Origin of the sequence: Neorhizobium sp. T25_27 (genome assembly GCF_002968565.1) — a bacterium.
GTDB lineage: Bacteria > Pseudomonadota > Alphaproteobacteria > Rhizobiales > Rhizobiaceae > Neorhizobium > Neorhizobium tomejilense.
In genome coordinates this window covers 622,136-648,935 of the sequence record NZ_PVBJ01000003.1, presented here as the reverse complement: position 1 = coordinate 648,935, position 26,800 = coordinate 622,136, and the positions used below count along the sequence as shown (strand labels likewise).

23 protein-coding genes and 1 pseudogene are annotated in these 26,800 nt (G+C 59.7%); 12 read left to right on the top strand and 12 right to left on the bottom strand.

Going from position 1 to position 26,800, the window contains the following annotated elements; translation table 11 throughout:
- Positions 1-212 precede the first annotated feature (212 nt).
- Complete coding sequence (locus tag C5J24_RS13270) at positions 213-1,385, bottom strand: site-specific integrase (protein WP_105405445.1); 1,173 nt, start codon at positions 1,383-1,385, stop codon at positions 213-215.
- A gap of 132 nt (positions 1,386-1,517) precedes the next feature.
- On the opposite strand from C5J24_RS13270, the gene C5J24_RS13265 reads away from it, so the two are divergent.
- A complete protein-coding gene (locus tag C5J24_RS13265) occupies positions 1,518-2,087 on the top strand; it encodes an SMC-Scp complex subunit ScpB (RefSeq protein WP_105418382.1) in 570 nt (189 codons plus the stop codon).
- Between the two features lie 54 nt (positions 2,088-2,141).
- Here the strand turns inward: C5J24_RS13265 and C5J24_RS13260 are convergent, their stop codons facing one another.
- The 3 genes from C5J24_RS13260 to C5J24_RS13250 form a co-directional block, all read right to left on the bottom strand.
- Entirely contained in the window at positions 2,142-2,720 is a 579-nt protein-coding gene (locus C5J24_RS13260; protein ID WP_105418380.1) for a PIN domain-containing protein, read from the bottom strand.
- Positions 2,710-3,156, bottom strand: a complete 447-nt coding sequence (locus tag C5J24_RS13255) for a DNA-binding protein (protein ID WP_105418378.1) — start codon at positions 3,154-3,156, stop codon at positions 2,710-2,712. The genes C5J24_RS13260 and C5J24_RS13255 overlap by 11 nt, the downstream gene beginning before the upstream one ends.
- A gap of 112 nt (positions 3,157-3,268) precedes the next feature.
- Complete coding sequence (locus tag C5J24_RS13250; protein WP_105418376.1) at positions 3,269-5,623, bottom strand: hypothetical protein; 2,355 nt, start codon at positions 5,621-5,623, stop codon at positions 3,269-3,271.
- Positions 5,624-5,944: 321 nt separating this feature from the next.
- On the opposite strand from C5J24_RS13250, the gene C5J24_RS13245 reads away from it, so the two are divergent.
- From C5J24_RS13245 to C5J24_RS13235, 3 genes are all read left to right on the top strand, one after another.
- Positions 5,945-6,676: an amino acid ABC transporter ATP-binding protein gene (locus C5J24_RS13245; protein WP_105418374.1), complete on the top strand. Its 732-nt coding sequence runs from the start codon at positions 5,945-5,947 to the stop codon at positions 6,674-6,676.
- On the top strand, positions 6,676-7,425 hold the full coding sequence (locus tag C5J24_RS13240; protein ID WP_105418372.1) for an aspartate/glutamate racemase family protein: 750 nt from the start codon (positions 6,676-6,678) through the stop codon (positions 7,423-7,425). The genes C5J24_RS13245 and C5J24_RS13240 overlap by 1 nt, the downstream gene beginning before the upstream one ends.
- Before the next feature lie 308 nt (positions 7,426-7,733).
- Positions 7,734-9,113: an aminomethyl transferase family protein gene (locus tag C5J24_RS13235; RefSeq protein ID WP_172723954.1), complete on the top strand. Its 1,380-nt coding sequence runs from the start codon at positions 7,734-7,736 to the stop codon at positions 9,111-9,113.
- Between the two features lie 28 nt (positions 9,114-9,141).
- Here C5J24_RS13235 and C5J24_RS13230 read toward each other — a convergent pair whose 3' ends face one another.
- Positions 9,142-10,170, bottom strand: coding sequence for a LysR family transcriptional regulator (locus tag C5J24_RS13230; RefSeq protein ID WP_172723953.1), 1,029 nt, complete (start codon positions 10,168-10,170; stop codon positions 9,142-9,144).
- A 66-nt stretch (positions 10,171-10,236) separates the two neighbouring features.
- Here C5J24_RS13230 and C5J24_RS13225 point away from each other — a divergent pair, with 66 nt between their 5' ends.
- Positions 10,237-10,929 (top strand): class II aldolase/adducin family protein, encoded by a 693-nt coding sequence (locus tag C5J24_RS13225; RefSeq protein ID WP_105418366.1) that lies wholly within the window; start codon positions 10,237-10,239, stop codon positions 10,927-10,929.
- A 31-nt stretch (positions 10,930-10,960) separates the two neighbouring features.
- Here the strand turns inward: C5J24_RS13225 and C5J24_RS13220 are convergent, their stop codons facing one another.
- The 6 genes and pseudogenes from C5J24_RS13220 to C5J24_RS13190 form a co-directional block, all read right to left on the bottom strand.
- On the bottom strand, positions 10,961-12,460 hold the full coding sequence (locus tag C5J24_RS13220; protein ID WP_105418436.1) for a tripartite tricarboxylate transporter permease: 1,500 nt from the start codon (positions 12,458-12,460) through the stop codon (positions 10,961-10,963).
- 55 nt (positions 12,461-12,515) lie between these two features.
- Complete coding sequence (locus C5J24_RS13215) at positions 12,516-12,974, bottom strand: tripartite tricarboxylate transporter TctB family protein (protein ID WP_105418364.1); 459 nt, start codon at positions 12,972-12,974, stop codon at positions 12,516-12,518.
- Between the two features lie 38 nt (positions 12,975-13,012).
- Positions 13,013-14,005, bottom strand: coding sequence for a tripartite tricarboxylate transporter substrate binding protein (locus C5J24_RS13210; RefSeq protein ID WP_105418362.1), 993 nt, complete (start codon positions 14,003-14,005; stop codon positions 13,013-13,015).
- Between the two features lie 58 nt (positions 14,006-14,063).
- Positions 14,064-14,480, bottom strand: a pseudogene (locus C5J24_RS32665) (hypothetical protein).
- 521 nt (positions 14,481-15,001) lie between these two features.
- Positions 15,002-15,886, bottom strand: coding sequence for a formyltetrahydrofolate deformylase (gene purU / locus C5J24_RS13195; RefSeq protein ID WP_105418355.1), 885 nt, complete (start codon positions 15,884-15,886; stop codon positions 15,002-15,004).
- A gap of 308 nt (positions 15,887-16,194) precedes the next feature.
- A complete protein-coding gene (locus C5J24_RS13190) occupies positions 16,195-17,808 on the bottom strand; it encodes a GMC family oxidoreductase (protein ID WP_105418353.1) in 1,614 nt (537 codons plus the stop codon).
- A gap of 298 nt (positions 17,809-18,106) precedes the next feature.
- On the opposite strand from C5J24_RS13190, the gene dctP reads away from it, so the two are divergent.
- The 7 genes from dctP (at position 18,107) to C5J24_RS13155 (ending at position 25,561) form a co-directional block, all read left to right on the top strand.
- Positions 18,107-19,081 carry a TRAP transporter substrate-binding protein DctP gene (gene dctP, locus C5J24_RS13185; protein WP_172723950.1) on the top strand — a complete coding sequence of 325 codons (975 nt, stop codon included), beginning with the start codon at positions 18,107-18,109 and terminating at the stop codon, positions 19,079-19,081.
- Between the two features lie 171 nt (positions 19,082-19,252).
- The gene (locus tag C5J24_RS13180; RefSeq protein ID WP_105418349.1) at positions 19,253-19,750 is read left to right on the top strand and encodes a TRAP transporter small permease; all 498 of its coding nucleotides are present in this window, start codon (positions 19,253-19,255) and stop codon (positions 19,748-19,750) included.
- Positions 19,751-19,754: 4 nt separating this feature from the next.
- Positions 19,755-21,050 carry a TRAP transporter large permease gene (locus C5J24_RS13175; protein ID WP_172723949.1) on the top strand — a complete coding sequence of 432 codons (1,296 nt, stop codon included), beginning with the start codon at positions 19,755-19,757 and terminating at the stop codon, positions 21,048-21,050.
- Positions 21,051-21,078: 28 nt separating this feature from the next.
- Positions 21,079-21,984, top strand: a complete 906-nt coding sequence (locus C5J24_RS13170) for an alpha/beta fold hydrolase (protein WP_105418345.1) — start codon at positions 21,079-21,081, stop codon at positions 21,982-21,984.
- Complete coding sequence (locus C5J24_RS13165) at positions 21,974-22,897, top strand: alpha/beta fold hydrolase (protein WP_105418343.1); 924 nt, start codon at positions 21,974-21,976, stop codon at positions 22,895-22,897. Before C5J24_RS13170 ends, C5J24_RS13165 begins: the two co-directional genes overlap by 11 nt.
- 129 nt (positions 22,898-23,026) lie before the next feature.
- A complete protein-coding gene (locus tag C5J24_RS13160) occupies positions 23,027-24,508 on the top strand; it encodes an aldehyde dehydrogenase family protein (RefSeq protein ID WP_105418341.1) in 1,482 nt (493 codons plus the stop codon).
- Positions 24,509-24,652: 144 nt separating this feature from the next.
- Positions 24,653-25,561: a DMT family transporter gene (locus tag C5J24_RS13155; RefSeq protein WP_105418339.1), complete on the top strand. Its 909-nt coding sequence runs from the start codon at positions 24,653-24,655 to the stop codon at positions 25,559-25,561.
- Positions 25,562-25,805: 244 nt separating this feature from the next.
- On the opposite strand, the gene C5J24_RS13150 is transcribed toward C5J24_RS13155, so the two are convergent.
- Positions 25,806-26,687 (bottom strand): LysR family transcriptional regulator, encoded by an 882-nt coding sequence (locus tag C5J24_RS13150; RefSeq protein ID WP_105418337.1) that lies wholly within the window; start codon positions 26,685-26,687, stop codon positions 25,806-25,808.
- Positions 26,688-26,800: the final 113 nt, after the last annotated feature.

Genomic DNA, 26,800 nt, shown 5'->3' with positions numbered 1-26,800 from the left:
GCTTCATGCTCCGTCACCATCCGAACGGCGCGGGCGCGGACTTCAGGAGAGAATTTGTTCGTCGTCTTGCTTGTCATAGACCCTACTTCTCACGAGTTGGGGTCTCCGGCCAAGCCGGGGCGGTTCAGAATCCTGAATGTCGATCCAACCTAGTGGTGCCAGCCGAGGTAGAGGGGTTAGCGTCTCACACAGGCCGGGGGAGGGGGCGACGATCAGAGCCCCGACGCCTTGGTGAGATTCACCCGAAACCGATCCCGCCGCCGCTGATATTTTCGGGTCATCTCGGCAGAAGCGTGACCGAGCTGCTTCTGAACGTAACGCTCGTCGACCTCGGCCGAGGAGGCAAGGCCGGCACGCAGCGAGTGGCCTGAGAATTTTTCCGCGCGCTCGGTCTCGGTGAGGTCGGGGCGCACGCCGGCGGCCGATGCCGCCTTCTTGACGAGGCGCGCCACTTCCTGATCGAGCAATCGCTCGGGGCCGACATCCTTGCCTTGACCGGTAACCCGCCGGAAGAGGGGGCCGTGCGCAATCCTTGCAAGGTTGAGCCACGTCTGCAGTGCGACGACGGGGCAGGTGGCGTCCAAGGAGCCGCGACCGATTTCCACTTTACGCCAACCGCGTTTTCCCCGGACCGTAACCACCATGCCCTTGTCGAGGATCTCGATCCAGCCGCGGCTGTCCTTCGTCTGGTCGCGGCCGACGTCAAGCCCTACGATCTCGGAGCGCCGCAGCCCACCGGCAAAGCCGATCAGCAGCATGGCCCGATCGCGCAAGCCCCGCAAGGTGCCGCGCGGGAGCGTCTCCAGCATGGCGATCAGGTGTTCGGGCAGCACTGCTTCCTTCTGCCGGGGCGGGGCGGCATGGGTGTTGCGGATGCCGGCGAGCACGGTGGCGATATGGCGATCCTTGCGGTCGAGCGGGAGCCCGCGCTGCGCATAGTTCCAGGTGATCGCGGAGAGCCGCCGCTCGATCGTCGTGACCGAATTTGGCTTGCTGCCGGCGATTGCCGAACCCGAGGCGGCGTCACTGCCACCGGCACACGCGGTGATGTAGAGGCCGACGGTATGTGGGCTGGGCGGCAGGATCTCCAGCCCTTGCCGGCGGCACCATCCGGAAAAATGCTTCCAGTCGGAGGCATAGGCTTTGCGGGTGTTCGGTGAGCTCGCGGCCTCGACATAATCGCGCGCCAGATCGGCGAGCTGCTCCAGATGAGCGGGCAATACGGTACTGGCTTCCGGAAGAGGGGAGGGGAGGCCGGCGTTGTCCGTCGAGATGCCGGCCGACGCCTGCGGCGCGGAAATGTCACCGTCGGCGGCCGTGCTGAGAGACGGAGCGGAGCTCGGCTCGACGGAAATTTCGCTGTTTTGTTCGATGATTTGGCGCATTTCTCTATAATGACAGAAACGAACGATAATGGAAGTTTATCGTTCGTTTATCTGAGCAGACATGGCGTGCGGTTTTGGCGGAAATTGGTGCGATAAACCGCTCAAGCAAAAGATGATGCTCGGCATGAACCCGTGCTCCCGCTCCCTTTCACCGTCGCGGTTCTGCTCGCGGCCGTGCCGCCCGTGCCGGGCCGGGCGACCGCGCATCCCCAGGATGGCGGCGAGGCGGATGCTGCCTTTGCCGCCGGCATTGCCCTGAAATCACTCCGCGATCTGATCCGCTCCGATCCGCATGGGCAGTATCGCACCCGACCGTGCTTTGGAGAGACGATCCGCGCCTCGTCGGCGCCGACGCGGGGAGGGGCCGCGGCGCTGTCGGGGTTCGAGGTGATGGTCCTGATGGCGGTGGGATATTTCCAGCCCGTCACCCGCGGCGAGCTGAGCAAAATGTTCGGCAAGGAGGTCAGCCGCGATATCATCGCAGCGCTCCGGGGTTCCAGCTTCATTGCTTCCGGACCGCGCAGTCCGACGCCAGGCGCACCTTACACCTATGTGACCACTCCATACTTCCCCTCCGCATTCGGAATGGAGACGCTGCGTGATCTTGCCAACGTCGAAGCGCTCGAGGATGCGGGGTTGCTCAGCCGGAAGGAGGTTCAGAATGAGCCGCTCTCGGCTGAGGCGGAGAGCGAGGAAGAATAAATTGTCTGCTGCGTACAGGATGTTTTAGTCGTTGTGCTGCGCTCGTCCTCACGGTCACTTCAGCTTGGTGATATTGCGACGAAGAATGGCCGAAAATTTCTTCAACCCGCCTTGCTCAAGCGCGCCCACAAACGTTTCGATGGACGGCGCCGTCTTGCGCAGATTGTGCCGTGCACTTTTGACGCTGGAGATCAACGCATCGGGAAACGCGGCATGGAGTTCGAACAAAAAATCATCGGGTGACTGGCTGATCACACCGTAGGGGCGGAGGTTTGGTGCTGGAAAATCTTTCAGGTTCCAAGTGACGATGACGGATGCTTTCCCGGCGATGGCGGCTGCCAGAACATGCCGATCGTCGGGGTCTGGTAGCTCAAGGTCGGTGACCAGAGGGCGGTAGTTTCCCACTTGCGCTTCCGGTAGCACGGCCTTCATCCTGTCGCGTGTGGCTAATAGGCGTTCGATGGGCAACGAAGGCGTGTTAGCGGCAAGATTGCGTATCCATTCTTCATGGATATCGTCGGTCCACCGCGCCTCGACGAGGCCGTCGAAAGCACACTGGATGAGGACATTGCGCAGGTGGAATGGATAGAGGACGCAGGCATCATAGACCGCGACGGGCGGTTTAGAGGCCATGAGTCTCAACAAGATCCTCGGTGTCTTCGGCAAGCGAATCCATCGCAGCCTGCCGACCGTCCAGCCTGAATTTTAGCGCGAGCACATCCTTGAGCAAGGCACGGCGGTGTTTGCCGACATAGCGGAATGGCAGATCGCCCCGGTCCATACGCAGGACGACGAGTGGACGCGAGATGCCCAGAACCGCCGATGCCTCGGTCGGGCTGAGCTCCTGGTCTTCGGCCAGCACAGCGACGCGTTCGCCGCGCAACATATGCGCCAGAAGCGCTTCAACTGCCGCCGCGGCCGTGGGAGGGATTTTAAGCGTCTGTTCTGTACCGCCTTCGTGACGAACATGAAGTTCCATCCTGTCGCCCGCGGACAGCTTCGGCAAAGGCGAAGCTGTCTCGCGGTCGCGATCCGACAATCCGGCGAAATGAACGATTTGACTGGCCATGGCAAAGTCTCCTTGGCTACTAACATAATGTGCCAGGCCTGTAACTGCAATAACTGAAAACCCCCGGTGAAATGGGCGTTGGCGATGCGGTCACCGCACCGCCACCTCCACATCAGGCTGCTTCCCAAACCTGGTTGAGGATCTTTGCCGCAAGCGCCGCCTTGTCTTGCGGCAGGAAGCGCCCGTAATGCTCTTGCACCACATCCGGTGTGTCCTGGATCGCGTAGCTTGCTTGCTCATAGGATCCGGTTTGCTTCAAGATGTGCGTCGCCAGGATATCCCGCAGATTATGCGGCCCGTGCGGCAGCAGGCCCTTGATGGCGCCGCGACCGGTGTAGGGGTTGTAGATGCCATAGCGCTGGATGATCGTCCTCCACGCCTCATAGAACTTTGTCGAGTCATAGGCCGCGTCGTAACTGGTTGTCTTCACCGTTTTCACGAAGAACGTGCCCGGATCCTTTGCACTGCCGAGCAGCACGCCGCGATGCCGGTCGATATAGGCCTCTAGGTATTTGTAGAGGTCGAGCAGGTCCGGCAGGATCAGCCGGAAGGGCTTTTGTCCAAAGAAGGACGAGCCGGAGTTCTTGAAGGCAATCGACGGGATCAGCACTTCCCAGCCACGCTCCCGGTCGTTCCACCGCAATTCCCCGCACTTCATGTCTTCCAACCGGCGCTCGGAGGTCGGGAAGTGTCCTCGCGGGCAGAGGCGAAGCTGGCGAAGGTTCTTCTGCCGAAGTCCCAGATGCAATCCGAGCCGAAGCATCAGGAAGGAGCGCACAGCTTCCGCAGCCGGCCGCGGATAGCGGTCTTCGTCTGGCATACGCATCAAGATCTCATCGGTGATCTTGCGATATTCCGCCAGCGGGCTTTCCGCTTCCAGGATCACCATGATCGCCTCAAATGGATCGCGATGCACGCGCATCACCCTCTGGACTTCCTTCGAACGATTGGCCGCATGGCGATGGAAAGCATCACAGGCGCCGTGCCAGTCGCGGGTGGCAAATTCGATTTCCTCTGGTGCGATGAGGCCCTCGATCGGCCTCACATTCTTCAGAAGCTCCGGATGCTGGCGGATCCAGCCCACCTCTGCACGAGTGAGGGCTTGCGCCACCATCAGCATGTCCTCCTCCCACTTGGTGTAAAAGCCGCGCCGCTGCTCACGCCATTGCAGATACCAGTCCCAGACGCCTGGAAAGATCAGCAAGCCGAAGGTCAACTGGCTGAGCGGCACACCGCGGCCTCTGACGACGCCGGCAGGTGAAGCGGCGAGCGCGCCGAACATTAGTCCGAGATGCTCCACCTTCTGCGACGCCGTTTCTTCACCCCAGACGCCGTTGCGCTGGAAACCGACCGCCGTCAGCGTCGAAGTCTTGAAGCGGATCAGGTCCGCCATCTCCATCGCCAGCCGCGGCGGCGCGTCGACCACGCCGGACAGCAGGTCGGGATCCTCGAATGAAACATCCGCACTCTTACTCGTGCCGCCGGCGAGAAGGGATGATCGCGGAGACAAAGATCCTCCGCCATAAGTGACGCCGGGAAAGCGGATGGCATAACGTTGCTTACTCGCCGCCGCCTGATAGCGGCGATAATCAGTTGAGCCGGAGACGATGACCCGCCGGACCCAATCGAGGATTTCCTCGCGCTTCGAGAATGACAGGCTGCCAAAGTCGTCTGGCAGGTGCCAAGCCAGCCTTCGTCGTTCAGCGGGGCTGATATCGGCGAGCTTGTGACCGTAGAGCGATCGCGACGGATGCGGCAGCTTTTCTTTGAAATATCCTTGTCGCAGTTGGTAGCGCCGCTCGATGCGGGAAAGGATTTCGAAGCTGGCAATGGATCTTGGCGTTCGGCCAGCCTGGATCCAGGAGAGCAGGGTTTTGTCGTCGAAGGTTTCACCGAGGCGAATGATGGCGCGGTATAGCTGCCAATAGCTGTCTCCAAACCGGCGCATATGATAGACGAGCGCGTCCTGGAAGGATTCCGGATTGTCCGTCGCTTCAAACAGCGGCTCAGGAAACTCCTGGATTGGTTTTGGCTGCGGGCCTCGCTGAGGCGACGCAGATTGAACCGGCGTCCCGTCGCTGCCCATTCGTTGAGGCTTGCGAGTGGACGATGTCGCCGGCACCGGTGAGCGGCGAGCGGGTCGAGCCGGTTTAGTTTTCGGCTCGGATGCAGGACCTTCTTCCAAAGCCGGCGTGCCGAGCCATCGGATGATGGCGTCCAGGCCAGGACGGAGCCGCTTTTTCAACTCGGCTGTCAGTTCGGTCTCAATTCCGCAAGCGTCTGCAACCGTTGTCCAGTCGATCCGGCCGTTTAAAAGCGGCGGGGACTTCCGGTAGATGATGAGGCTGATCAGGTAGGGTCTGATATTCTCCAGCACCCGTTTCGGAGCGATTGGCGCGATGCGGGCGTCGCAGAATTCCGAGATCTTTCGTTGAAAATGACGTGAGGCAATATCGTGTTTTGGCATGCTTGCATTCCATAGCTCTCGGCACCAGTGCCAAGGGCGAGCGGAAATAGGAGCTGATTTTTAACAAAGGATTATCGGGCCGCCAGCAGCATCGAGTAGGCAGGAGGACCACCCTAACATCGGTTCCGGCGAACCACTGACCTGCTTAGTATCCGATCGGCAGGCATGTCTCCGTGCCGCCCGGAAATTGACGTTGGCTAAGAGTGCAACGCCGATCCGATAAAGGTGCATAACCGCCGGCTCAGCACGTATAGAATATCCCATCATCCCGATATCGAAATATACTCATGAGGATCAGAAATCACGATCAAGCCATTAAATATGGATATACCATCGATAACCAGTACAAAATGGTACGGCAATTTCCAGGTTCTCAGTGAGTGTTCCACCAGTATCGCGAAGGGCGAAGTCGTCGTCGTCTGCGGTCCCTCAGGTTCCGGTAAGTCCACTCTGATCAAGACTGTCAATGGACTAGAACCTGTTCAGGACGGACGAATTCACGTGGAAGGATCGGACGTCACCAAAAAGGGCGCTGACCTGACGAAGTTGCGCACACGCATCGGGATGGTTTTCCAGCATTTCGAGCTTTATCCGCATATGACCGTAAAGGAGAACCTGTGTCTGGGTCCACGAAAGGCGCTTGGTCGTTCACCTGAGGAAGCCCACGCAAAGGCTGAAGTACTACTTCGCCGCGTGGGGCTTCTCAGCCACATTGACAAGTACCCCGCACAGCTCTCCGGCGGTCAGCAACAGCGCGTGGCGATCAGCCGGGCGCTGGCGATGGATCCGGTTGCCATGCTTTTCGATGAGCCGACCTCCGCGCTTGATCCCGAAATGATCCGCGAAGTCTTGGAAGTTATGGTCGAACTGGCCAGAGAAGGAATGACGATGATGGTGGTTACGCACGAAATGGGGTTTGCCCGGAAAGTGGCCGATCGGGTGATCTTTATGGACGCGGGCAAGATCGTCGAGGACAGGGCCACCGAGGAGTTTTTTAGTCATCCCAGAAGCGAACGCGCGAGGGAATTCCTCTCCAAGATCCTCAATCACTGATGGAACCGAAACTATCCAGCTCCAAGTTGCGGCGTGTCGGCATCCTAGGCGGAATGGGGCCCCAAGCGACTGTTCTCCTCCAGCAGCGCCTAATCGACATAGTCGATGCAGCCGATGACGCTCAACACATCCCTTTGCTAATCGACATGAACTCGCAAATTTCTTCGCGGCTAGACTACGTATTGTCTGGACGAGGCGAAGACCCTGGGCGTGTGCTAGGCCAGATGGCTCGGCGGCTCGAAGTTGCAGGAGCTGAAGCACTGGCAATGCCGTGCAACACGGCGCACTATTTCGTTGACCAAGTAACCGCATCTGTCCAGATACCATTCCTCAATATGATCGATCTGGTTGGCGAAGCCATCTCACTACAATGTTCCATTGGTGGCAAAGTGGGAGTCCTGGCTTCGCCCGCAGCTGAGAAAATCGGTGTCTTTGACAAGGCTTTCAGGCCCTATGGATTGCGCGCGATCTATCCGGATAACCGGGCCTCCATGGTCGATGCAATTCGAGCAGTCAAGTCGGTGGGGCCTTCCAGCTCGCATGCACGAGCAGCGCTGGCAAATGCTGCCACCGAATGCGTCCGAAAGGGAGCAAGGCACTTGCTCATCGGCTGCACGGAGTTCTCCACGATCGCCGACGCCGCGGATGGCTTTGTACCCGTGGTTGACGCGCTCCAAGTTCTGGTGGAGCGGATCTGTGATTTCTCAGGAGCAAGCCGCAAACCGGTGTCAGGCGCGGCGGGCCGTTAGACCGGAATACACGAATTTCCCAAAATCCAAAGTCTTGGTACATCATGGTTACAAGGTAGCCAATGGCTGGCAAGCGCCATTCGTGCGGCATCCTAAATGTCGATTTAAGTGTCGCGCTATAGGGGTGCTCGCAGCCAAGTGTTTCCGCGCCTGTTTCTGCGCAGGGGTACGCACATTGATCCGGTGCATTCGAGACATGTCCCGCCTTCATTTGTTAGCGGTGGTTCTTCCAACTAACCTTCCCAAAGCAAAAACTAATAGTCGGAGAAGCATTGGGTATGGTTGCTAACAGCACAACAAGACGGGAGATGCCTGCAGCGGAGCAGCATCCGCTGCTGGATGTGGAGCGATACAAGCAGGACTGGAGCGCGGCAACAGACCCCCAAAAGGGTTTCTACCTCGAGCGCACTCCGCTGTTCAGTTCAGCGGCTGCCGCGCAGGACGCCGCCAACAGCAGCAGGATGCTTTGGTCGTGGGCACCAATCTGGTTACCTTGGGAATACACGAGTTGGCTTGAAGAAGCCCGATCCTTCCACGACACTGCCTACATCGGGGACTGGAGCGGTATCGTTAAGATCAGGTTCCGCGGGGCTGACGCGCTAAAATTCCTGAGCTTTATAGGAACGAACAATCTTCAGAAGTTCGGCATCAATCAGGCGAAGCACCACGTTCAAGTGAACGAAGCTGGGAAGATCGCGTCGCAGGGGCTCCTCTACCGGGTCGGAGAGGAAGACTTCCTCTACACCGGTAACAGCGCCTATTGGGCTTTCCATCAGCTTAAGCAGGGAAAATGGAACGTCGACGCCGAGATCGAAAGTGCCGAGCACTTTGTTTTCTCCGTGCAGGGACCTATGTCGAGGGTGATTCTGGAAGAAGTGTTCGCAAGCGATCTCGGCAGCCTGCGATTCAATGATTCATTCCTCGTCGAGCTGGGGGACGTCGAGGTCAGGATTGTGCGGACGGGCATAACAGGCGAGCTGGGATACGAACTGCACGGATCCACGCGTTTCGGCAACCTCGTGTGGTCGAAGGTAGTCGCTGCTGGCGCGGCGCATGGCATCAAGCAGCTGGGCGTCCGATCGCAGATCGTCTCCCACGTTGAGGCGGGGATCGCGACGAATGATCGCGACTTCATTTCAGCGGCGGTCAACACACCGGGTGCGCCGCTAATCCCTCCGACCGCCCGATCCCGCATCCTCGGCAGCTACGAACTTGATGACTCGAGTCTGCTCTTCCGTACTCCCTCGGAAGTAAATTTCTTCCGGCAGGTCTCGCTCGACAGTCACGATTTCATCGGCCGCGACGCGCTCGCCGCTGAACAGCGTGCCGGAGGCCCGGCGCGGCGGCTCATGGGACTGATCTGGAACAAGAAAGACCTTCTTGACGTATATGCGACGCTGTTCGAGGAGGGCCCCATCGTTTCCCCGATGGACTTGCCGCGGTTCCTGGGCCTCTCGGTGGACAAGGTCTTGAGTAGCGGAAACGTGATCGGTTGCTCGACCTCGCGCGTCTACAGCCCTTATCTCAGAAGCATGATATCGCTCGGTCATCTTCCGCGGGAGCATGCCGAGGCCGGCGGAATCGTTACCATCGTCTGGGGAAACCGCGGGGAGGCGCAGCGCGAGGTACGTGCGGAAGTGGTAGAGCTTCCCTTCAAGCCGGACGTCCGCCGCATCACTTCGCCTTAAAGCTGGGAAAGCACGCGGGAACTTCCAGTCAGGCGTGCGCTTCTCCTCCATCTCTGTTGATCATGGCCGAACGACCCCGGGCCAGCAACTCCGTTGATGGGCCGACCGCGGCGTGCTCCGCGTCCCGGGGCACACCGGGGCGCGGCGAGAAAAGCTCGGCTATCGCCATGCGCAGCCACTTCCAGGCGGGATCGTTGTGGGTCCGCTCGTGCCAGAATTGCCTGGTGACAACAGTTTGCATATCAAACGGAAGTGGCCGTTCGATAAGAAGCCCTTCCTGCTGATAAGTCCGGCTGACCGTCCGTGGCAGAACCGCGAGCAAGTCGCTCTGCGCCACGACGAACGGGACGACCATGTAGTGCGGGACGTGTAGGCGTATGTTCCGCTCTTGTGCTCTCTGTCCCAAAGTCCGTTTCAACAAGACCTCACAGGTCGCGGGGGAGCCGATGGCGGCGTGCTCTGCTCCCAGAAACGCCTCTAAAGTCAGGTTCTCACGCAGCGGGTGATCGGGCCGCATTGCACAGGCGAAAGTCTCGTCGAAAAGGTGGCGTTGATAGAATCCTGAATGACCCTCGGGTAACTGACCTAGCGCCAGGTTTACCGAGCCGTCTTCGAGTGCACTGCGGTAGTTCGACCTTGACATCTGGTGGATCACCAGGCGGGCCGTGGGCGCAGCTTTGCTGAAGAAAGCTACGAGCGCGGGCAGAAACATAAGTTCGCAGACGTCCGTCATCACGAGGTCGAAGACCTTTGTGGAGAGTGCCGGATCGAAGTCATCGGGCTCCGCAAGAGTGGCATCCAAAGCTTTGAAAGCCGAGAGGATAGGTGCAGCGATTTTCTGCGCGTACGGGGTCGGCTGCATTCCGACCGTGCTGCGGACGAAGAGAGGGTCGCCGAACGCAGTCCTCAGGCGGCCGAGCGAGTGGCTCATGGAAGACTGGCGAAGCCCTAGTCGCTCCGCTGCGAGAGTAACGCTTCGGGTTTCATAGAGAGACACGAATACCCTGAGCAGGTTGAGGTCGAGGCGGTTGATATCGACAGCATGCATAGACGTCATTTGAGCCACCAATTTTAAGAGCCTGCGCGACATGGGTTAGAGTGCCGTGAAACTAGGAGGATAACAATGCACCGAGACAAAGCCGCGCTAGCCTTGGCCAACAGGATTCTGTATTCGAAAGGGGTCGTTGACGCCTTCGGCCACGTCAGCGTCAGGGCCGCTCAAGACGCCACGCGCTTTTACCTGTCCCGCAACATGGCTCCTGCGCTCGTCACCGAGCAGGACATCGTCGAATTTGATCTCGATGGCCGCATCATCGACGGCTCCACCTCCAAAGTCTATCTCGAACGCTTTATCCACGGTTCCATCTATCGCGCCCGTCCGGATGTGATGTCGATCGTGCATAGCCACTCCAAGGCACTTATTCCGTTCGGTGTCACCAAGATGCGCCTTCGTCCCATCTGGCACATGAGCGGGTTCCTCGCCGAAGAGGTTCCGAGATTCGAAATACGCAGCTGTGCAGGCGAAGAAAGCAATATGCTGATCACGAGTGCTGCACTCGGCGACGCGCTGGCGCGCTCTCTGGACAAAAACGCCGTCGTGCTGATGCGCGGACACGGAGCGACGATCGTGGGGCCCTCTTTGCAAGCGGCTGTGTTTCGAGCCGTCTATGCGCAGGCGAACGCTGAAATACAAGCCGCGGCCTCGGCTTTGGGGGACGTTGTATTCCTGAATCCCGCAGAGGCCAGGAACAGTGACGCGGCGAATTCGGGGCAGGTCGACCGGGCCTGGGACCTCTGGTCCAGCGAGGCGGACTAAGCCGCATGCCCGCGGCAGCCTTCTAAGCAGATCAGTCATCTCCGACGAAGACCTCTTCCCGTCGGCTGCGGACGCGAGGCTGAAGGATCAACACAAGCAGCAGCGCCGAGAGCACGAGGAAGACGGCACTGATGGGACTGCGTATGAATACGGAGAAGTCTCCGTCTGACAGGATGAGCGCACGGCGGAGGTTCTCCTCCATCATCCTCCCGAGGACCACCCCAAGCAGAAGTGGCGCGACCTCGAAGCCTAGCTTTCCGAAGATATATCCAGCTATGGCGAAGACCGCGAGGATCATCAGGTCAGCCGTCGACGTGTTGACGGAATAGATGCCGATGCAGCAGAAAATGAGAATGGCCGGGTAAAGAAGCCTGTATGGCACCTTCAAGAGTTTCACCCAGAGGCCGATCAACGGAAGGTTGATGACCAGCAGCATCGCATTGCCGAGCCACATTGACACGACGAGGCCCCAGAAGAGGTCGGGGTTGCTCGTCATTACCTGTGGTCCGGGGATGATCCCATGTATCGTCATGGCCCCCACCATCAGAGCCATGACGGCATTGGGTGGAATGCCTAGCGTAAGAAGCGGGATGAAGGACGTCTGCGCGCCGGCGTTGTTCGCCGCCTCTGGACCTGCTACTCCCTCTATGGCGCCGTGTCCGAAACGTTCCGGATCCTTCGCCAGGCGCTTCTCGACGGTATAGGAAGCGAATGGCCCGAGGACCGCGCCGTTGCCCGGCAGCAGGCCGAGGATGGATCCAATCATCGTGCCGCGTGCAATGGGGTAGACCGAACGCCTTATATCATCGCGGTCGGGGAGAAGTCTTCCGAGCGTTCTGGCGGCGACGTCGCGAACGTCGGGATTTTCAACGTTCCGCAGAATCTCGGCTATTCCGAAGAGGCCCATGGCAAGCACAGCGAAGTCTATGCCTTCGTAAAGATATGGAGAGCCAAGCGTCATCCTCTGGGCTCCGGTTTCAAGGTCAGTGCCGACGCTTGAGATGAGGATGCCGAGCATGATCATCGCGACCGCCTTGAGAACGGATCCTCCCGCCAGCGTAATAGCGAACACAAGTCCCATTATCATGAGCGAGAAATACTCGGTCGGACCGAAAACCAGTCCGAAACGGGACAGGGGCGCTCCTACGGCAGCGATCACGAGTGTCGAGACGCAGCCGGCGAAGAAGGAGCCCAGCGCGGCGATCCCAAGCGCGGTCCCAGCGCGGCCTTGACGGGCCATCTGGTGCCCGTCGATCGCCGTGACGATCGAGGCTCCTTCCCCTGGAATGTTTACCAGGATCGCCGTGGTGGAGCCGCCGTATTGAGCGCCGTAGTAAATGCCTGCCAGCATGATCAAGGCTGCCGTCGGATCGAGCCCGAACGTGAGCGGCAGCAGAATCGCGATCGTAGCCACCGGGCCGATGCCGGGTAATACCCCGACCAGTGTTCCGACGAAACATCCGATGAAGCAGAAGAGAATGTTTAAGGGAAGGGGGACGCTGCCGAACAGCGGCAGGGACGCGCTCGCCAGACCGAAGACTTCGGAGAAGCCGATTTCGAAGTTTTTGAGTAGGTCCAAGGGAGCCTCAAAGATAGACTAGGCCAGGCAGCGTCAGCACCGGCAGTTGCACATTCAACGTGTAACGAAAGAGCGCTATCGAAAGCGCCGTCATGACCAGCGAAAAGAGCAGTAGTTCGTGCCACCGGGTGTTGCTCGAGGCGAGACCCGCGATGACCATCGTCAGCGGTCCGGCTAGAGCCAGGCCGACCTGATTGATGGTTGCGGCGAAGAAGACGATAGCGCCCGCGAGGAAAATCGGACTCCTTAGCCCGATTTTCCCCAGCCGTTCGCCCGGCCGCCGGAGACCCCTGACTGACATTCCGATCCCGATGGCACCGAACCCGACTGCCATCCATCTCGGGAGCATGGCAGGGCCGATGTTGTCCAGTGTGCCCTGGGGGAGGTCCCGGAGAAGCCAGAGCGCGATTGATGCGAGCGCGATCAGGCAGAGCCCACCCGCGACATCGATCGAAAGAGCTTTCATAGGTCAGGACCTCCATGGTATCGTCGGGAACGGGGCGTCTACTTCTTCGTAAAACTTGGGTTCGTTACGATCGTCTGCACGTGTTTGAACTCCCGCTCCAAGGCGCTCGCGAAATCCGCTTTGGGAGCGCCGGCGGCCTGAATACCCACCGTGGCGAGCCGCTCTGCGACCGCGGGGTCCCTAGTGGCCTCCAGAGCCGCCTTTTCGATCTTCGAAACAATTGCGTCCGGAGTGCCTTTAGCTACATACAGGCCGAGGATCGACGAGGTATCGAAGCCGGGGATCAATTTTGCCATCGGAGGCACGTCCGGAACAGACGCGAGCGGCTGAGGTGAATTAATGGCCACGAGCTTGACCTCGTTGTTCTTCACGAATCCCGCGATCGGCGGGTACGCCGACCACAGCGCGTCTACATGTCCCCCGACCAGCGCCGGCACGGCTTCGCTGCTACCCTTGTAAGGCACGTGCTTCATGTTGAGGCCGAGGCCCGCTTTGACCGCCTCCATGGCCAGATGGTGGGGACTGCCGAATCCCGCGGACCCGTAGCTCACGGTTTTTCCCGCGCCTTGGACGTATGCAATGAATTCCTCCAGCGAGTTTACCGGAAGTGTCGCGTTGATCGCCAGAAACTGCGGAGCTCGCGCTAGCTGCACGACGGGTCTTATAGCGGCTCGATCATACGAGATGTTCTCGACGATCAATGCATTGTAGTTGATCGACCCCTCGGTAAGGAGCACGACGTGCCCGTCAGCGGGCGACGACGCCAAAGTGGAGACGGCGACGCCACCGCTGGCTCCCGGTTTGTTTTCAACGATCACGGACTTGCCGATGATCGACTGCAACTTCTCGCCGATGATCCTTGCCGTGGTATCCGGAAGTCCGCCCGCAGCATAAGGCACGACCAGCCTGACTGTCTTCGACGGCCACGAGTCCTGCGCGCGAGCGCCCGGGGCTGCGAGGGCCGCGACCGCGGTTGTCGCCGCGAACGTAACGGCCGCAAGGCGAGAAAACCTCGTAAACGATTTGAACATTGCTCCTCCTCCTCTTCCCTGTTGTGATGGGAAGCGCTCGATAGTCGCTTCGATAGCGCTATCTAGCAAATGCACGGGCGCGATGGGGAATATGCTTCGTATCGATAGGGCGCAGTCTGCTTATGCCTGCAGGCTCTCTGCGCTGCTGTGCCGTGATGAGATTGGCATTGCGATCGTCATCGGACGGACCCACTCCGCCAGGAACCGGTGTAACCGCCCCCGCGACTTCTTGCATGGAGGCGAAATCCACGTCTCTGACCAACGTCCTCTGCGGTCGTTGCCCTGTTCTCCGGAAGCTGGTTTATGCCGACGTTGACGACGGTCGCACCGCGTTTACCCAGTCGCGTTTCACCGTTGCGGCGCGACCCGCTGCCGCAAGGAGGATGTCTACTGTCCGGCAGGTGGCCGGAAGGCTTCTGGTCCGAGAATGGGCGATGACAACGGTCGCGTTGGCGCGAAGTAGAGGTTGCGCCATCGGCTCTCCAGAGGTTGGAGCACCCGATGACGGCGCCATGCCGACCCGGATCGGTCTTTCCCCTGGACACATTCTAGGAGCTTCATAGCGCCGGCTGGGGTACAGGTCAGTAGCCTGGCGGTCACGTCTCCGGAGGGCGAGCGTTCCCACGTTCACCACATTCAGTCCGTCGACACCTTGGCGGGGATAGTGGTTGGTCGGACCAGGGTCGAGATCGCCGGCAACGGCAGTTGAACGAGGGTTCCATAAATAGTTCCGCCTCGTTCAGCACCTTTATGAGGTCGAGCAGGTTGCGCTGCGACGCCGCGGCGGACCGGGTATGGTGGGCAGATCTGAAGCCTCACTCTCCCGCCATTCTCACCTGCGAACCGACATAGATTTGGCTGGCGGAGCCTTCCCTGACGATCACGACCGCCAACCGGGCGCCCCTCCCAGCCTTTGCGAAAGTTCGGCCGTCACGGCCTTGACCTCGCCTAGAACAAAGGCCGCGACCTCCCGGCCCCGGATGATCCTCGGAGCCATCAGCCCATGCGCTCCGACGCGTAGGAACCGGGGCTGGCGGGAAATACCACCGTCCTGTTGCCGTTGATGAAGGTGCTATGGTGAATGTGGGCGTGGATTGCGCGTGCCAGCACCTGACTTTCGACATCGCGTCCAAGCGACACGTAGTCCTCCGCCGACTGCGCGTGAGTTATCCGAACCGTGTCCTGTTCGATGATGGGACCTTCGTCGAGATCTGCGGTGACGTAATGCGCCGTGGCGCCGATCAGCTTCACGCCGCGTGTATAGGCTTGCTTGTACGGGTTGGCACCCTTGAAGCTTGGCAGGAAGGAATGGTGGATGTTGATGATCCTGCCCGACATCTTCTGGCACAAGTTGTCGGAGAGCACCTGCATGTAGCGCGCCAGAACGATGAGGTCGGTACCGCTCGACTCCACCAATTCCATCAATCTTGCTTCGGCCTGAGGCTTGTTCTCCTTAGTCACTTTGATGTGGTGAAACGGGATGTCGTTGTTCACCACGAGCTTCTGATAATCAAAGTGGTTGGACACCACACCGACGATGTCGATCGGCAGGCCCCCGATCTTCCAGCGGTAGAGCAGGTCGTTCAGGCAATGGCCGAAGCGCGACACCATCAGGAGGACCTTGATGCGCTCGTCAGCTGCGTGGAGTTCCCAGTCCATCTCGAACTTCTCGGCTATGATCTGGAATTCCAGCTCCAGCTTACTTCGATCCGCGCCTTCTTCGGATATGAAGCTTATCCGCATGAAGAACTTGGCTGTATCAAGGTCGTCGAACTGCGAGCTGTCGATGATGTTGAAGCCATTCTCGGCGAGAAAGCCGGAAATCGCGGCCACGATCCCGCGTTTGGTTCCGCAGGTGATCTTTAGTACATACTTGTACATGTCGTCCTCTCCCGTAGTCGATGGCCGCCCAGGTGTTCGGCGTGCACTGTTGTCGGTTTCCACGTCCCTGATATGCGAGCCGCCCATCCTTGTTAAATTGGCGGCGACCATTTCCCGGATGCATCCAATCCATAAGCTCTCGTTCGGAAAGTGGATACCGTAGCGGTCCGGGGTAGGCCGCCAGCCGCGTTCGTGTCAGCGCCCGGCGGCCCACCAGGAAGCGCCGGACGACGCTCCGGAGCTGGCGGTGTCGGCTCACATCTGGGAGAGGTCGCGACGACGTCGGAAAGCCGGACGCCGGTTCAAAACTAACGAACGGGCGACCGATTTATTAAATCCGCAGCCTTCTCGGCGATCATAATGGCTGTGGCATTGATGTTGCCGCCAATCAAATCGGGCATCACCGACGCATCGACGACGCGCAGCCCGTCAACGCCGAATACTCTTAATTCGGCATCGACGACCGCCATCGGATCGTTCTCCAACCCCATCTTGCACGTTCCGCACGGGTGGTGCACGCTGATACCGGTCGCATCGATATGCCCGTCGATCTCTTCATCCGAATAGCCGTGGGGCGCTAACTCGCGCTCCACAAAACGTGACATCGGCCCCTGTCGCCCGATGTCGCGTGCCATTCTGAGGCCTTTGCGAAGAAGATGCCTGTCGTTCCCCGCTGTCAGGAAGTTTTGACGTATTACGGGTGCGTCTAGTGGATTGGCGGAAGCCAGTTTGACGGTGCCGCGGCTCTCCGGGCGGAGGAGGATCGCACGCAACGCGAAGCCATCAACGTAGGGCTCTCTGAATGGCCTAAGGTACGGTGCCGCCGTCATTGGTGCCGCGACAGGGATCATCTGAATGTCCGGCAGGTCGACGTCCGGCGAGCTCCTCAGGAACGCCATCCCGCCGCTTGGAAGGTCGGTCGCTATGCCCGCGCCGCGGAAGTAAGCGTTCCCGAGCTGGGCGGCGATCCGGTCGACCCGCATCTGGTTGTGAAGCGGTCCGGAGTACTTTCGCCGATACGATACCGCCACCGAGATGTGGTCCTGAAGGTTCTTACCGACCCCCCGCAAAGCGATCGAGGTATCGATGCCGAGTTCCTTTAAGTCACTAGGGTCTCCGATGCCCGAAAGGTTCAGGAGCTGCGGGCTGTTGATGACCCCGCCGCAGCAAATGACCTCCTTAGAGGCGCGCACGACGCTCACTTCGCCGTTCTTTTCGAACTCCACCCCGACCGCACGCGGGCCCTGCAGTATCAACTTGCGAGCGACCGACTTGATCAAGAGGCGCAGGTTCTTGCGGCGGAGGGCCGGCCGGAGGTAGGCCACGGCTGTGCTGCACCGGCGTCCATCCTTGATAGTGGCCTGAAACTCCCCGAACCCTTCCTGCTCGGCACCGTTATAGTCGCTCGTATACGTGTAGCCGGCGCAAAGACCAGCAGTCGTGAAGACCTCCCTGAGCGGGTCATCGTATCTCGAAAATTGGGTGTTTAGCGGTCCCGAGCCGCCACGATACCGGTCCTCTCCGCCCTCCCACGTTTCCTGGCGGCGGAAGTAGGGAAGTACCCGTTCGTACGACCAGTCGCTCAGGCCGAGCGAAGCCCACCGATCATAGTCACCGCTATGTCCGCGGACGTATCCCATCGCGTTGATGGATGACGATCCTCCCACGACCCTGCCACGAGCGCATTCTATCAGACGTCCGCCGATTTCCTTCTCGTCTTCCGAGAAGTACATCCAATCATTCATGCGCTTCATCAAAATACGCGGCCAGCCGAGAGGTATGTGTATCCAGGGATTCCAGTCCCACCCGCCTGCCTCCAGAAGCACCACCGTATTCGCCGGATTTTCCGACAGCCGGTAGGCCAGCGCGCAGCCAGCGGATCCCGCGCCGACGATGACGTAGTCAGCTTCCAGTTGCTTCATCTATTCCTCCAGTTTCTCTTCGGAGCACGGCGCTAGAAATACTCGTCGCGTCATCAATGTCGGGTGGGGCTCTTGCAGCGGAACGGCCCAGGCACTCGAACGGCAAGGTTCTAGCAGAGGGTTTCAATGCGGGTAACCATCCCGCTGATCGATGCGGTGCATTCGCTTCATGCACCTGCACCATTTCCCCACGACGGCCCCCCTCAGTAGTATCTGTATCACCTGACGTCTTGCATCTACTCGACTTTCGCGGTCGCGCCAGATGGCACGATGCGACAGGTTTCCATGGGAGGAACGGATGAAATCTACACTAGCAGGTCTTCTGGCGGCTATTGCCTTATTCGCGACTGCGCAGACGGCCACGTCACAGGAACTTCGCGTCCTGAGTTCATGGGACGACAGTTATCCCGTCGTCGGGCGTGTACTCGACGCTTACACCAAGGAAGTCGCCAAAGCTTCGGATGGAAAGTTGACGTTCACTCGGGTCGGGCCAGAGACGGTGCCACCATTCGAGCAATTCGAGGCCGTCGAGAACGGAGCGTTGGACATTCTCTTCACCAACGGTGCCTATCACTCGAACATCTCAGGACTGGGACTGACGCTCGACGGTATGTCGGGGGGAACCGATGCCATCAGGCAGAGCGGGCTGTGGACCTATATCGACACCGAGTACCAGAAGATTGGGATCAAGGTCCTAGCACTTTTCATCGACCCCAACGGCTACCAATTCATCCTGAAAAAGCCACTCGGACCAAACGCGTTCGCCGGGTTACGTCTCAGGGGTTCCCCGGTCTATCATCCAAGCATCAAGGCTCTCGGAGGCTCTCCAGTCGTGCTCCCCGGGGGCGAGATCTTTTCGGCATTGGAAAAAGGCGTCATAGACGGTGCCGGATGGACGACGATCGGCGTCGCGGCGAACAACTGGTTCAACGTCGCAAAATATATCCAGAGGCCGACATTCGGCCAGTCCGGATATCTCCTCCTAATGTCGCTGGACAAGTGGAGGGGCCTGGATCCTGAACGTCAGAAGCTACTTTCCGAGGTTGCAGCGAAGTATGAGAAGTCGGCGGTGCAGCAATTTACCGATCTCTCCAACCAGGATCACCAGCGGCTTCTGAAGGAGGGGATGACCATCACCGAATTGACGCCCGACGCACAGCAAAAGCTGAAGGCGGCATGGTTTACTGGCGTTATGGATCTGGGAGCCCAAAAGAGCCCGGAACAGGTGAAGTTCATCCGCGAGACCGCAGTGGCCAAGGGCCTCGCCCACTAAGCCTCGGCTTTGGCTACAGACCACCCCAACCAGCAAGAACACACAACGTACCTGACGCCGCCGAAACCGTTTCGCCGGCGCGCCGCGCCCGATGGTCCGCGTCCCGATCGTTAGGTATCGCGCGTCCACCCAATCAGCACACTGAGCCGGAATGACGGAGGCAGTACTCTTATGAAAAGTGACCGAGCGATGATTTATCGGTTGTGCGGGGCAAGCAATGACATTGGTGCCTTCGCCATCGGGGTCATCTTCTTCATCACCACGTGCGAACTTGTCTCCCGATACTTCCTCGGTCACCCGCTGGTCTGGGTCCCCGACTATTCCAGCTATCTGCTTTGCGTGGTGGTATTCTTCGCGATCCCGGAGTTGACCGCCAAGGGATCGCATATCTCGATCCGGGTTGTACTCGATCTCGTGGGAGAAGAGCGGGCGGCGAATTTCGCTCGAATAGTCGAAGGTATTGCGGCCGTCACCTGCATCATCGTCGCCTACCTCTGCTGGATGATTATGAAGCGCCAGTACGCTTCCGGAACTGAAACGCTGGCCGCCGCGCCGATACCCAAGTGGATCATTCTTGCCGTGATGTTCTACGGCCTCAGCCTCAGCGGTGGGTTGCATGCGTGGCGGTCGATCACAAACCAGAAAACGCAGCAGGCCATCGAAGGATAATTGCATGGATCCTACCACAACACTTGCCTTGATGGCCGGGGCGCTTTTGATCCTGTTCCTTATGGGAATGCCGATCTACGCGGCATTCCTACTCTGCAACCTTGGCGCGCTGTACTTCCTGATGGGGTACACGGGGATCAGTTTGTTCGTCAACAGCATGGCCTCGACTGCCACATCCGCTACTTTGCTCGCGCTTCCGCTCTTCGTGCTGATGGGCGAGATGTTATACCGCGCGAACGCCATCGGGGCTTTAGTGAACTCTGCCGACAAGCTGGTCGGAAGACTGCGAGGACGTCAGTTCATACTCGCGGTCATCGTCTCCACCATTCTTGCAACACTGTCGGGCTCGCAGATGGCGAGCTCGGCGATGCTGTCCCGCACAGTGTACCCTGCGATGCGGGAGCGTGGCTACGACCAGAGAATGTCGCTTGGTGTCATAATGGGTGGGGCATGCCTAGCCCCGATCATCCCGCCGAGCGTTCTGGCAATCATCATAGCAACAATCGCGCAGGTTTCCGTACGGGACCTGTTTGTGGCCGGTGTGGTGCCGGGACTACTGATCGCGTTTCTCATGCTGGCTTACGTCTACGCGCGTATCGGCCTCAACCCCGAGATCGCTCCTCCTGAAACGGACCACCGCAGACCCAGCCGCCGAGAGGTCGCAATCGCCCTGTTCAATCTGTTGCCGTTCACATTCGTAATCGGGGGCGTGATCGGAAGCATCTCGCTCGGAATAGCCACGCCGACTGAGTCCGCCGTGGCGGGCGTTCTCGGCGCTATGGTGGTGGCGGCAATGTTCGGCAAGCTCAATCTGCCGACGCTCTGCGAAGCGTTCAGGTCCACTGCACGGATCACCGGGATGGTGCTGGCGATAATGCTCTCTTCGCAGCTTTTCTCGCAGCTTCTTGCATTCAGCGGTGCCGGGGTCGCGATCAATCGCTTTATGGCCGGACTGGAACTGCATCCATCGCTGATGCTGTTGCTGCTGATGGCGGTACCCTTTGTGATTTGCATGGTGCTTGACGAAGTGGCGGCCATGCTGATCCTTATCCCAGTCTACCTGCCGCTTCTGGCTCCGCTGCAGATCGACCCGGTCCTTTTCTGGACGCTGTTCCTAATCAATATGACCCTGGGCGGGATTGTGCCTCCAGTGGGCTATACGCTGTTCGTCATGCAGGGCGTCATCGGGGACGTCAAGCTGGGCGAACTATACAAGGCGAGTATCCCGTTCGTGGCGATATTTCTGTTCGCAATGCTGCTGATGGCGACGTTCCCGGAGCTCGTCTTGTTCATGCTTTGATGACCATCGGCTGACACAGGAAACACCCATGGATACAACACAAGATCTCGACATTCCTGATGCGTACGTCTCCGCCGCCGGGGTTCGGACGCGGTACCTGTCCGCCGGGAGCGGCGAGCCGATCCTCCTGCTGCATGACGGCGTGCCCGGTGACCCCGTTTTCGCAGACGGCGGCGACGTATGGCTTCCGGTGTTCCGGCCGCTGGCGACGCGCTATCGGCTCATCGCGATCGACCGCCTGGGGCAAGGGTGGACGGAAAACCCCCGGAACCGAGCGGACTACTCGTTCGACGGCATCCTCGAGCACGTCGTCGACGCGATAAAATCGCTCGACGTAGCTCCGGTCCACATCGTCGGTCACGGTCTCGCAGGTCTTCTAGCGCTGCGTGTGGCTATCGACGCACCGGAACTCGTCCGCTCACTGACCGTAATCAACTCCAACGCAGCAGCACCTGAAGCGGGCTTGAACGAGTTGGTGCTGTCGGAAAACCCGTATCCGGAAGGAGAGCCGCGGCACGCCGCTTGGGCGACCGCCGTGATGTCGGTGGACGCCACTCACGCGACGGGCACTTTCCCGCACCGCAGATTGTCTATGATGTCGCAGCCGAAATACGCGGAAGCGGCCGCAATTATGTTTGGAACCGGGCAGTACGAGAACGTCTTCCAGACGAGCGTGCTTGCGGTCAAGGAAAAGACGTTCGCCCACCTTGGCGCAAACGCGGTTAACCGCCCGACCATGCTCATCTGGGGACACGGCGACCCCAGCTGCCCGATTAATCAGGCGTTTGACCTCTACGCCCTGCTTGCCAAACGGGAAGGGCGCGTACAGCTGCATGCCGTCGGCCATTCCGGCCACTATCCCTTCAGGGAAAAACCCTGCGAGTTTGCGCGGGTGTTATCGGATTTCATAGAGGACACACGAAATGGCGCATAAGGTATCTCCCGAGGACGATGACTTCCGGCACTCCAACGGACGCATGGGAGAGGCCGGTTGGCTCGATGTGGACGGCGTGCGGACGCGCTATTTCGATCAGGGCAGCGGCGCTCCGGTCGCGTTCTTCCACGGAGGGCATTTCGCGAGCAACGACGCCGGAAGCTGTGTGGCCTGGGAGCCGACATTCTGCACCCTGCGGAGGCACATGAACGTCATCGCGGTGGACAGACTAGGGCAGGGGATGACCGAGAATCCGCTGCGCGACCAGGATTACACGATGGAAGCGTCCGTAAGCCATGCGGCGCGATTCCTCCAGAAGCTCGGACGGGGGCCTTACCATCTCGTCGGGCACTCCCGGGGTGGGTTGCTCATCACCAGTCTGACCAAGGAATATCCGGAGCTGGTCGCAACGGCCACCTGCGTGTCCAGCGGTACGCTTTCACCGGGCACCGCACGAAATCTCTTGGTGTTTGACCGCCTGCCGCAAAGCTCTCCGCGCGCCGCCGTCCGTGCGGTCTACGAGAGGTACAGCTACAACCCGCGAACCGTCTCGGAAGACCTGCTCGACGAATGCATGACCGTATACCACAGCGAGAGCTACCAGACGGCGCGCGCGAAAATGCTCGAAGACGGACTGGAGGATCGCTATTTCACCCCCCAGCTCCGCCTGATGAGGACTGATCTCCATCGATGGCTGGTCACGGAAGGAATGCCATGTCCGACGTTCATCACGTGGGGCTACAACGATCCGACCGCGGGTCTGCGCAACGGAAAGGTGCTCATCGAAATGTTCATGCGTCGCCAGAGAAACACTGAGCTACGAATCTTCAATAGGTGCGGACACTACGTGTACCGTGAAGATCCCGCCTCGTTCTCAAGGGCGCTGCATTCTTTCATATCCAACTACAGCTGACGGGGCGGCCCCGCCGTACGCGTTGGGCTCCTCTCGGGTGACGTCTTCGAAACCGCGAGACAGTAGGAGCAACCGATCGGGAAGCCGGAAAAGCCCTTCACGAAGACAGGATTAAACGGAGCGCAGTCTATGACTCACTACCCCAACGAGTTCGGCCTTCCCGAGCACCGTGAGCTATATTACGGTGGCAGATGGCACGGCCCCGCGAGCGGCAAATACATAGAGATACACAGCCCTGGGAACGGAGTGTCCCTGGGAACGGTGGGCGAGGCGGGGAGCGAGGATATCGACCGGGCGGTAGCCGCTGCCAGCGCGGGCTTCGCAGCATGGCGGGAAGTGAAGCCTGTAGAGAGGTCTAAGCTCCTCAGGAAGATGGCCGGCGTAATCACGCAGAACGCGAGGGAACTCGCATATCTGGACGCGGTTGACTGCGGAAACCCCGTCACCGAAATGCTCGCCGATGCCGCCTATGCGGCGGCCCAGCTCGACTTTTTTGCCGGCTTGGTCTCCGAGATGAAGGGCTACTCGATGCCGATCGGGCCGGACGGTGTCGTCTATTCCCTCAGGGAGCCGCGCGGCGTGGTGGCCCGCATCGTACCGTTCAACCATCCGTTCATGTTCGTCGCGGGAAAGTCGGCGGCACCTCTGGCAGCGGGGAACGCGGTGATCATGAAGCCGGCCGAGCAAGCCCCCCTTTCGTCGCTTCGCATGGCAGAGCTATTCGACGGGTTGCTCCCTCCCGGTGTCTTGAACATCGTTCCGGGGGGGGCGGAAGCGGGTGCGGCTCTTTCGAGCCATCCTGGGATAGCGATGGTAGCGCTCGTTGGCAGCGTGCCTACCGGCAAAGCCGTCATGCGGGCCGCGGCGGATACCGTAAAACCGGTGCTTCTGGAACTCGGCGGGAAGAACGCGCTCATCGCATGTGCCGATTGTGATCCGACGGAAATAGCGAAGGCCGTTGTAAGCGGCATGAACTTCACCTGGTGTTCGCAATCATGCGGCTCCACCAGCCGCGCTTTCGTTCACCGGAGCATTTACGACGCGGTCCTCCGCGAAGTGGGGACTTTCGCTTCGGCGTACAAACCCGGCCTTCCGACGGATCCGTTTACCAACATGGGCGCTCTTATCAACCGGAGGCAGCACGACAGGGTAAGATCGTACATCGAAAGCGCTAAGCGGGACGGAGCGAGGCTGATTTGCGGCGGCGACGTGCCCCAGGATCCCAGGCTCGCAGACGGCTTCTACTTCAATCCGACTGTATTCGCCGACGTGAAGCCATCGATGTCCATCGCGCGGGAGGAGATCTTCGGACCTGTCCTGTCCGTCTTTCCCTGGTCCGACGAAGCCGAGATGCTCGCGGAGGTCAACGCCGTCGACTATGGCCTAACCTGCTCGATTTGGACCGACGACCTGGGCACGGCCCATCGTCTCATAGCCGCCGTCGAGGCCGGATACGTCTGGGTGAACGAGACGAGCAAGCATTTTCTCGGCGCGTCATTCGGCGGGTATAAGCAGTCCGGCCTGGGGAAGGAAGAGTCCCTGGAAGAGCTTCTGGCTTTCACGCAGGAAAAGAACGTCCACATCAGAACGCGCAGCCGGAAGGCCATCTGAGAGGCGGAGCGGGACACCTTTTTCAGTGCGGAGCACGATCGCAGCGCTCGTTTCGGTCATGCGGCAACCTAGCCCTAGGATGCGTTCGATCGGAGAGGCCCTGGCGCGAAAGGAGCATGCAATCGCGATCTTCGGGTACCTCAGATGACCGGTGAGCTGCTAGCGCTCGCGTCTTCCGTCGCCTACGCCCTCGGAAGCGTCGCCATCGTCATAAGCGCACGGGATACGAACGCCCGGGCCAGCGTCTTGTTGTCGGTACTGTTCACCGCGGGCCTCTCGCTCCTGGCGTGGCTTTTCCTCGGGGCCTCTGTTTCGGATTGGCTGACGGCGGAGGTCGTGAGCGCGGTATTTTACTTCAGTGTGGCGGGGCTACTGGCAACGGCGATAGGAAGGCTGACGCTCCACAAGTCACTGGAGCATCTCGGGGTCGTACGCGCTTCGACGGTCCGGCGGCTCACGCCGTTCTTCTCCGTTCTCCTGGCGTGGATACTGCTAGGGGAGACGCTCTCCGGCACCGGCATCGGAGGGATGGTCCTGATCGGATTCACCGTCCTGATTCTCGTGGGCCACAGCTGGTTGCAGCCAACCTCACCCGAAGGACAGCCGAAGCCGGGAGGAGCGACCTTGGGCTATGCGTTCGGCCTAGCGTGCGCGCTTTCGTATGCCCTGAGCTACATCGTCAGGAAGTCGGGCATTCAGTTGATCAACGACCCATATCTAGGCTCATTGATCGGAGCCATCGCCGCTTTGCTGTTCTATTGCTCGATGAGCCTCTTCAGCCCGTCCTACCGTACCGTTCTGAAGGCGCCATGGCGGTCGCACAGCCGATGGAGCGCCGTCGGCGCAGGGTGCGTGGCGCTCGGCCAAATCATTCAATTCGCAGCGCTCAGCCATATCCCTGCCGCGCGCGTAGCTTTGATAAATGTGTCAGAAGTAGTCATAGCGTCGTTCCTGGCGGTTCACGTTTTAAAGATCGAGCGGCGTCCTGTGACCACGGTACAGGCGGTGGCTGCTTTCGCGACGGTTGGGGTCCTGCTCGTTGTTCTAGAGTAGGCGGCGGAATCCCGTTCGCAAGGAGCGGACCCGCGTACCGACAAAGGACGCCGGATCTGACGGCCTAGGCGAACTCATAAAGATGGCGGCGCGCCGACGGATGTTCCTTCGGCCCGCGAGTTTAGGCGAGACGAGCGGGAGCAGGGTATGTCTCACATCTCAAATGGGCCGCGAGTACGCGCGGCCATAACAGTTCCTCATGGATCCTGAGGGTCTTTGTTGGACACTTTGATTTTCATTCCAGTCAAGAGTTTCTGATGTTTTCCGCCTGGATGATCGCCTGTGCGAGAGCACGTGACAGTTGCCCGCCATCGTGTCCCCGTCTTTCAAGAAGCACAACGCGCCGGATTAATTGCGGCTCGCCGAATGGAATACAGGTCAGAAGCAGATCCGCTCGCGCTTGATCGGAAAGTGGTACGACGGCAACGCCGAGACCCTTCTCGACCATTCGTAGGATGACGTCCTGACTGTCCAGAACCATCTCTTCCCTGACGTCCAGCCGCTGCCGCCGGAGCTCACGGTCGATAAGACGGCCCGCCCAGGCTCGGCTGTCGAAGCGAATGAACGGCAACTCGCAGAGTAAATCGCGCGAGCTGCTATGCTCGTGTCCCAAGGGCGCGAGGATCCAGAAGCGGTCCTCATAGAGCGGTGTAGCGGTCAGGTCGGCGGGATAGGGGCGGACCGGGTCCGTCGTCACCGCCGCATCCAGTTCGCCCGCAGCGACCTGAAGCGCAAGCTCGGCCGACATTCCGGCGGCAACGTGAACGCGTACCCGAGGATGCGCCCGATTGAGGGCAGCCAATGCTTCCGGCAGCACGCCGGACAACGCAGTCTGGATAGCTCCTACCCTAAGTCTTCCCGCGAGAGATTGCTCATCCCCCAGGGCTTCGGCAATCCTATCGTAGAGCGCGAGAATCTCCTGAGACTTTTCCAATACGATCCTGCCTGCCCCGGTGAGAACCGGTAACCGGCGCGAGCGGTCGAACAATTTCATGCCGAATTCCTGTTCCAGCGCCTTCACTTGCAAACTCACCGCCGACTGCGTCAGCCCGACGACCTCGCCAGCGCGGGCGAAGGAGCCATGACGTACAATGGCTTGCAGAGTGCGAAGTGCACGTAAGGACAAGGCGATCTCCCGACAACGAGGCGGTCAGCATTTTGGAGCGTAGCCATCATTCCGGAATGCTCGCTCGTCCGACGACGCTACCAATGAGATAATATCATCTTATCCAAGAGAAT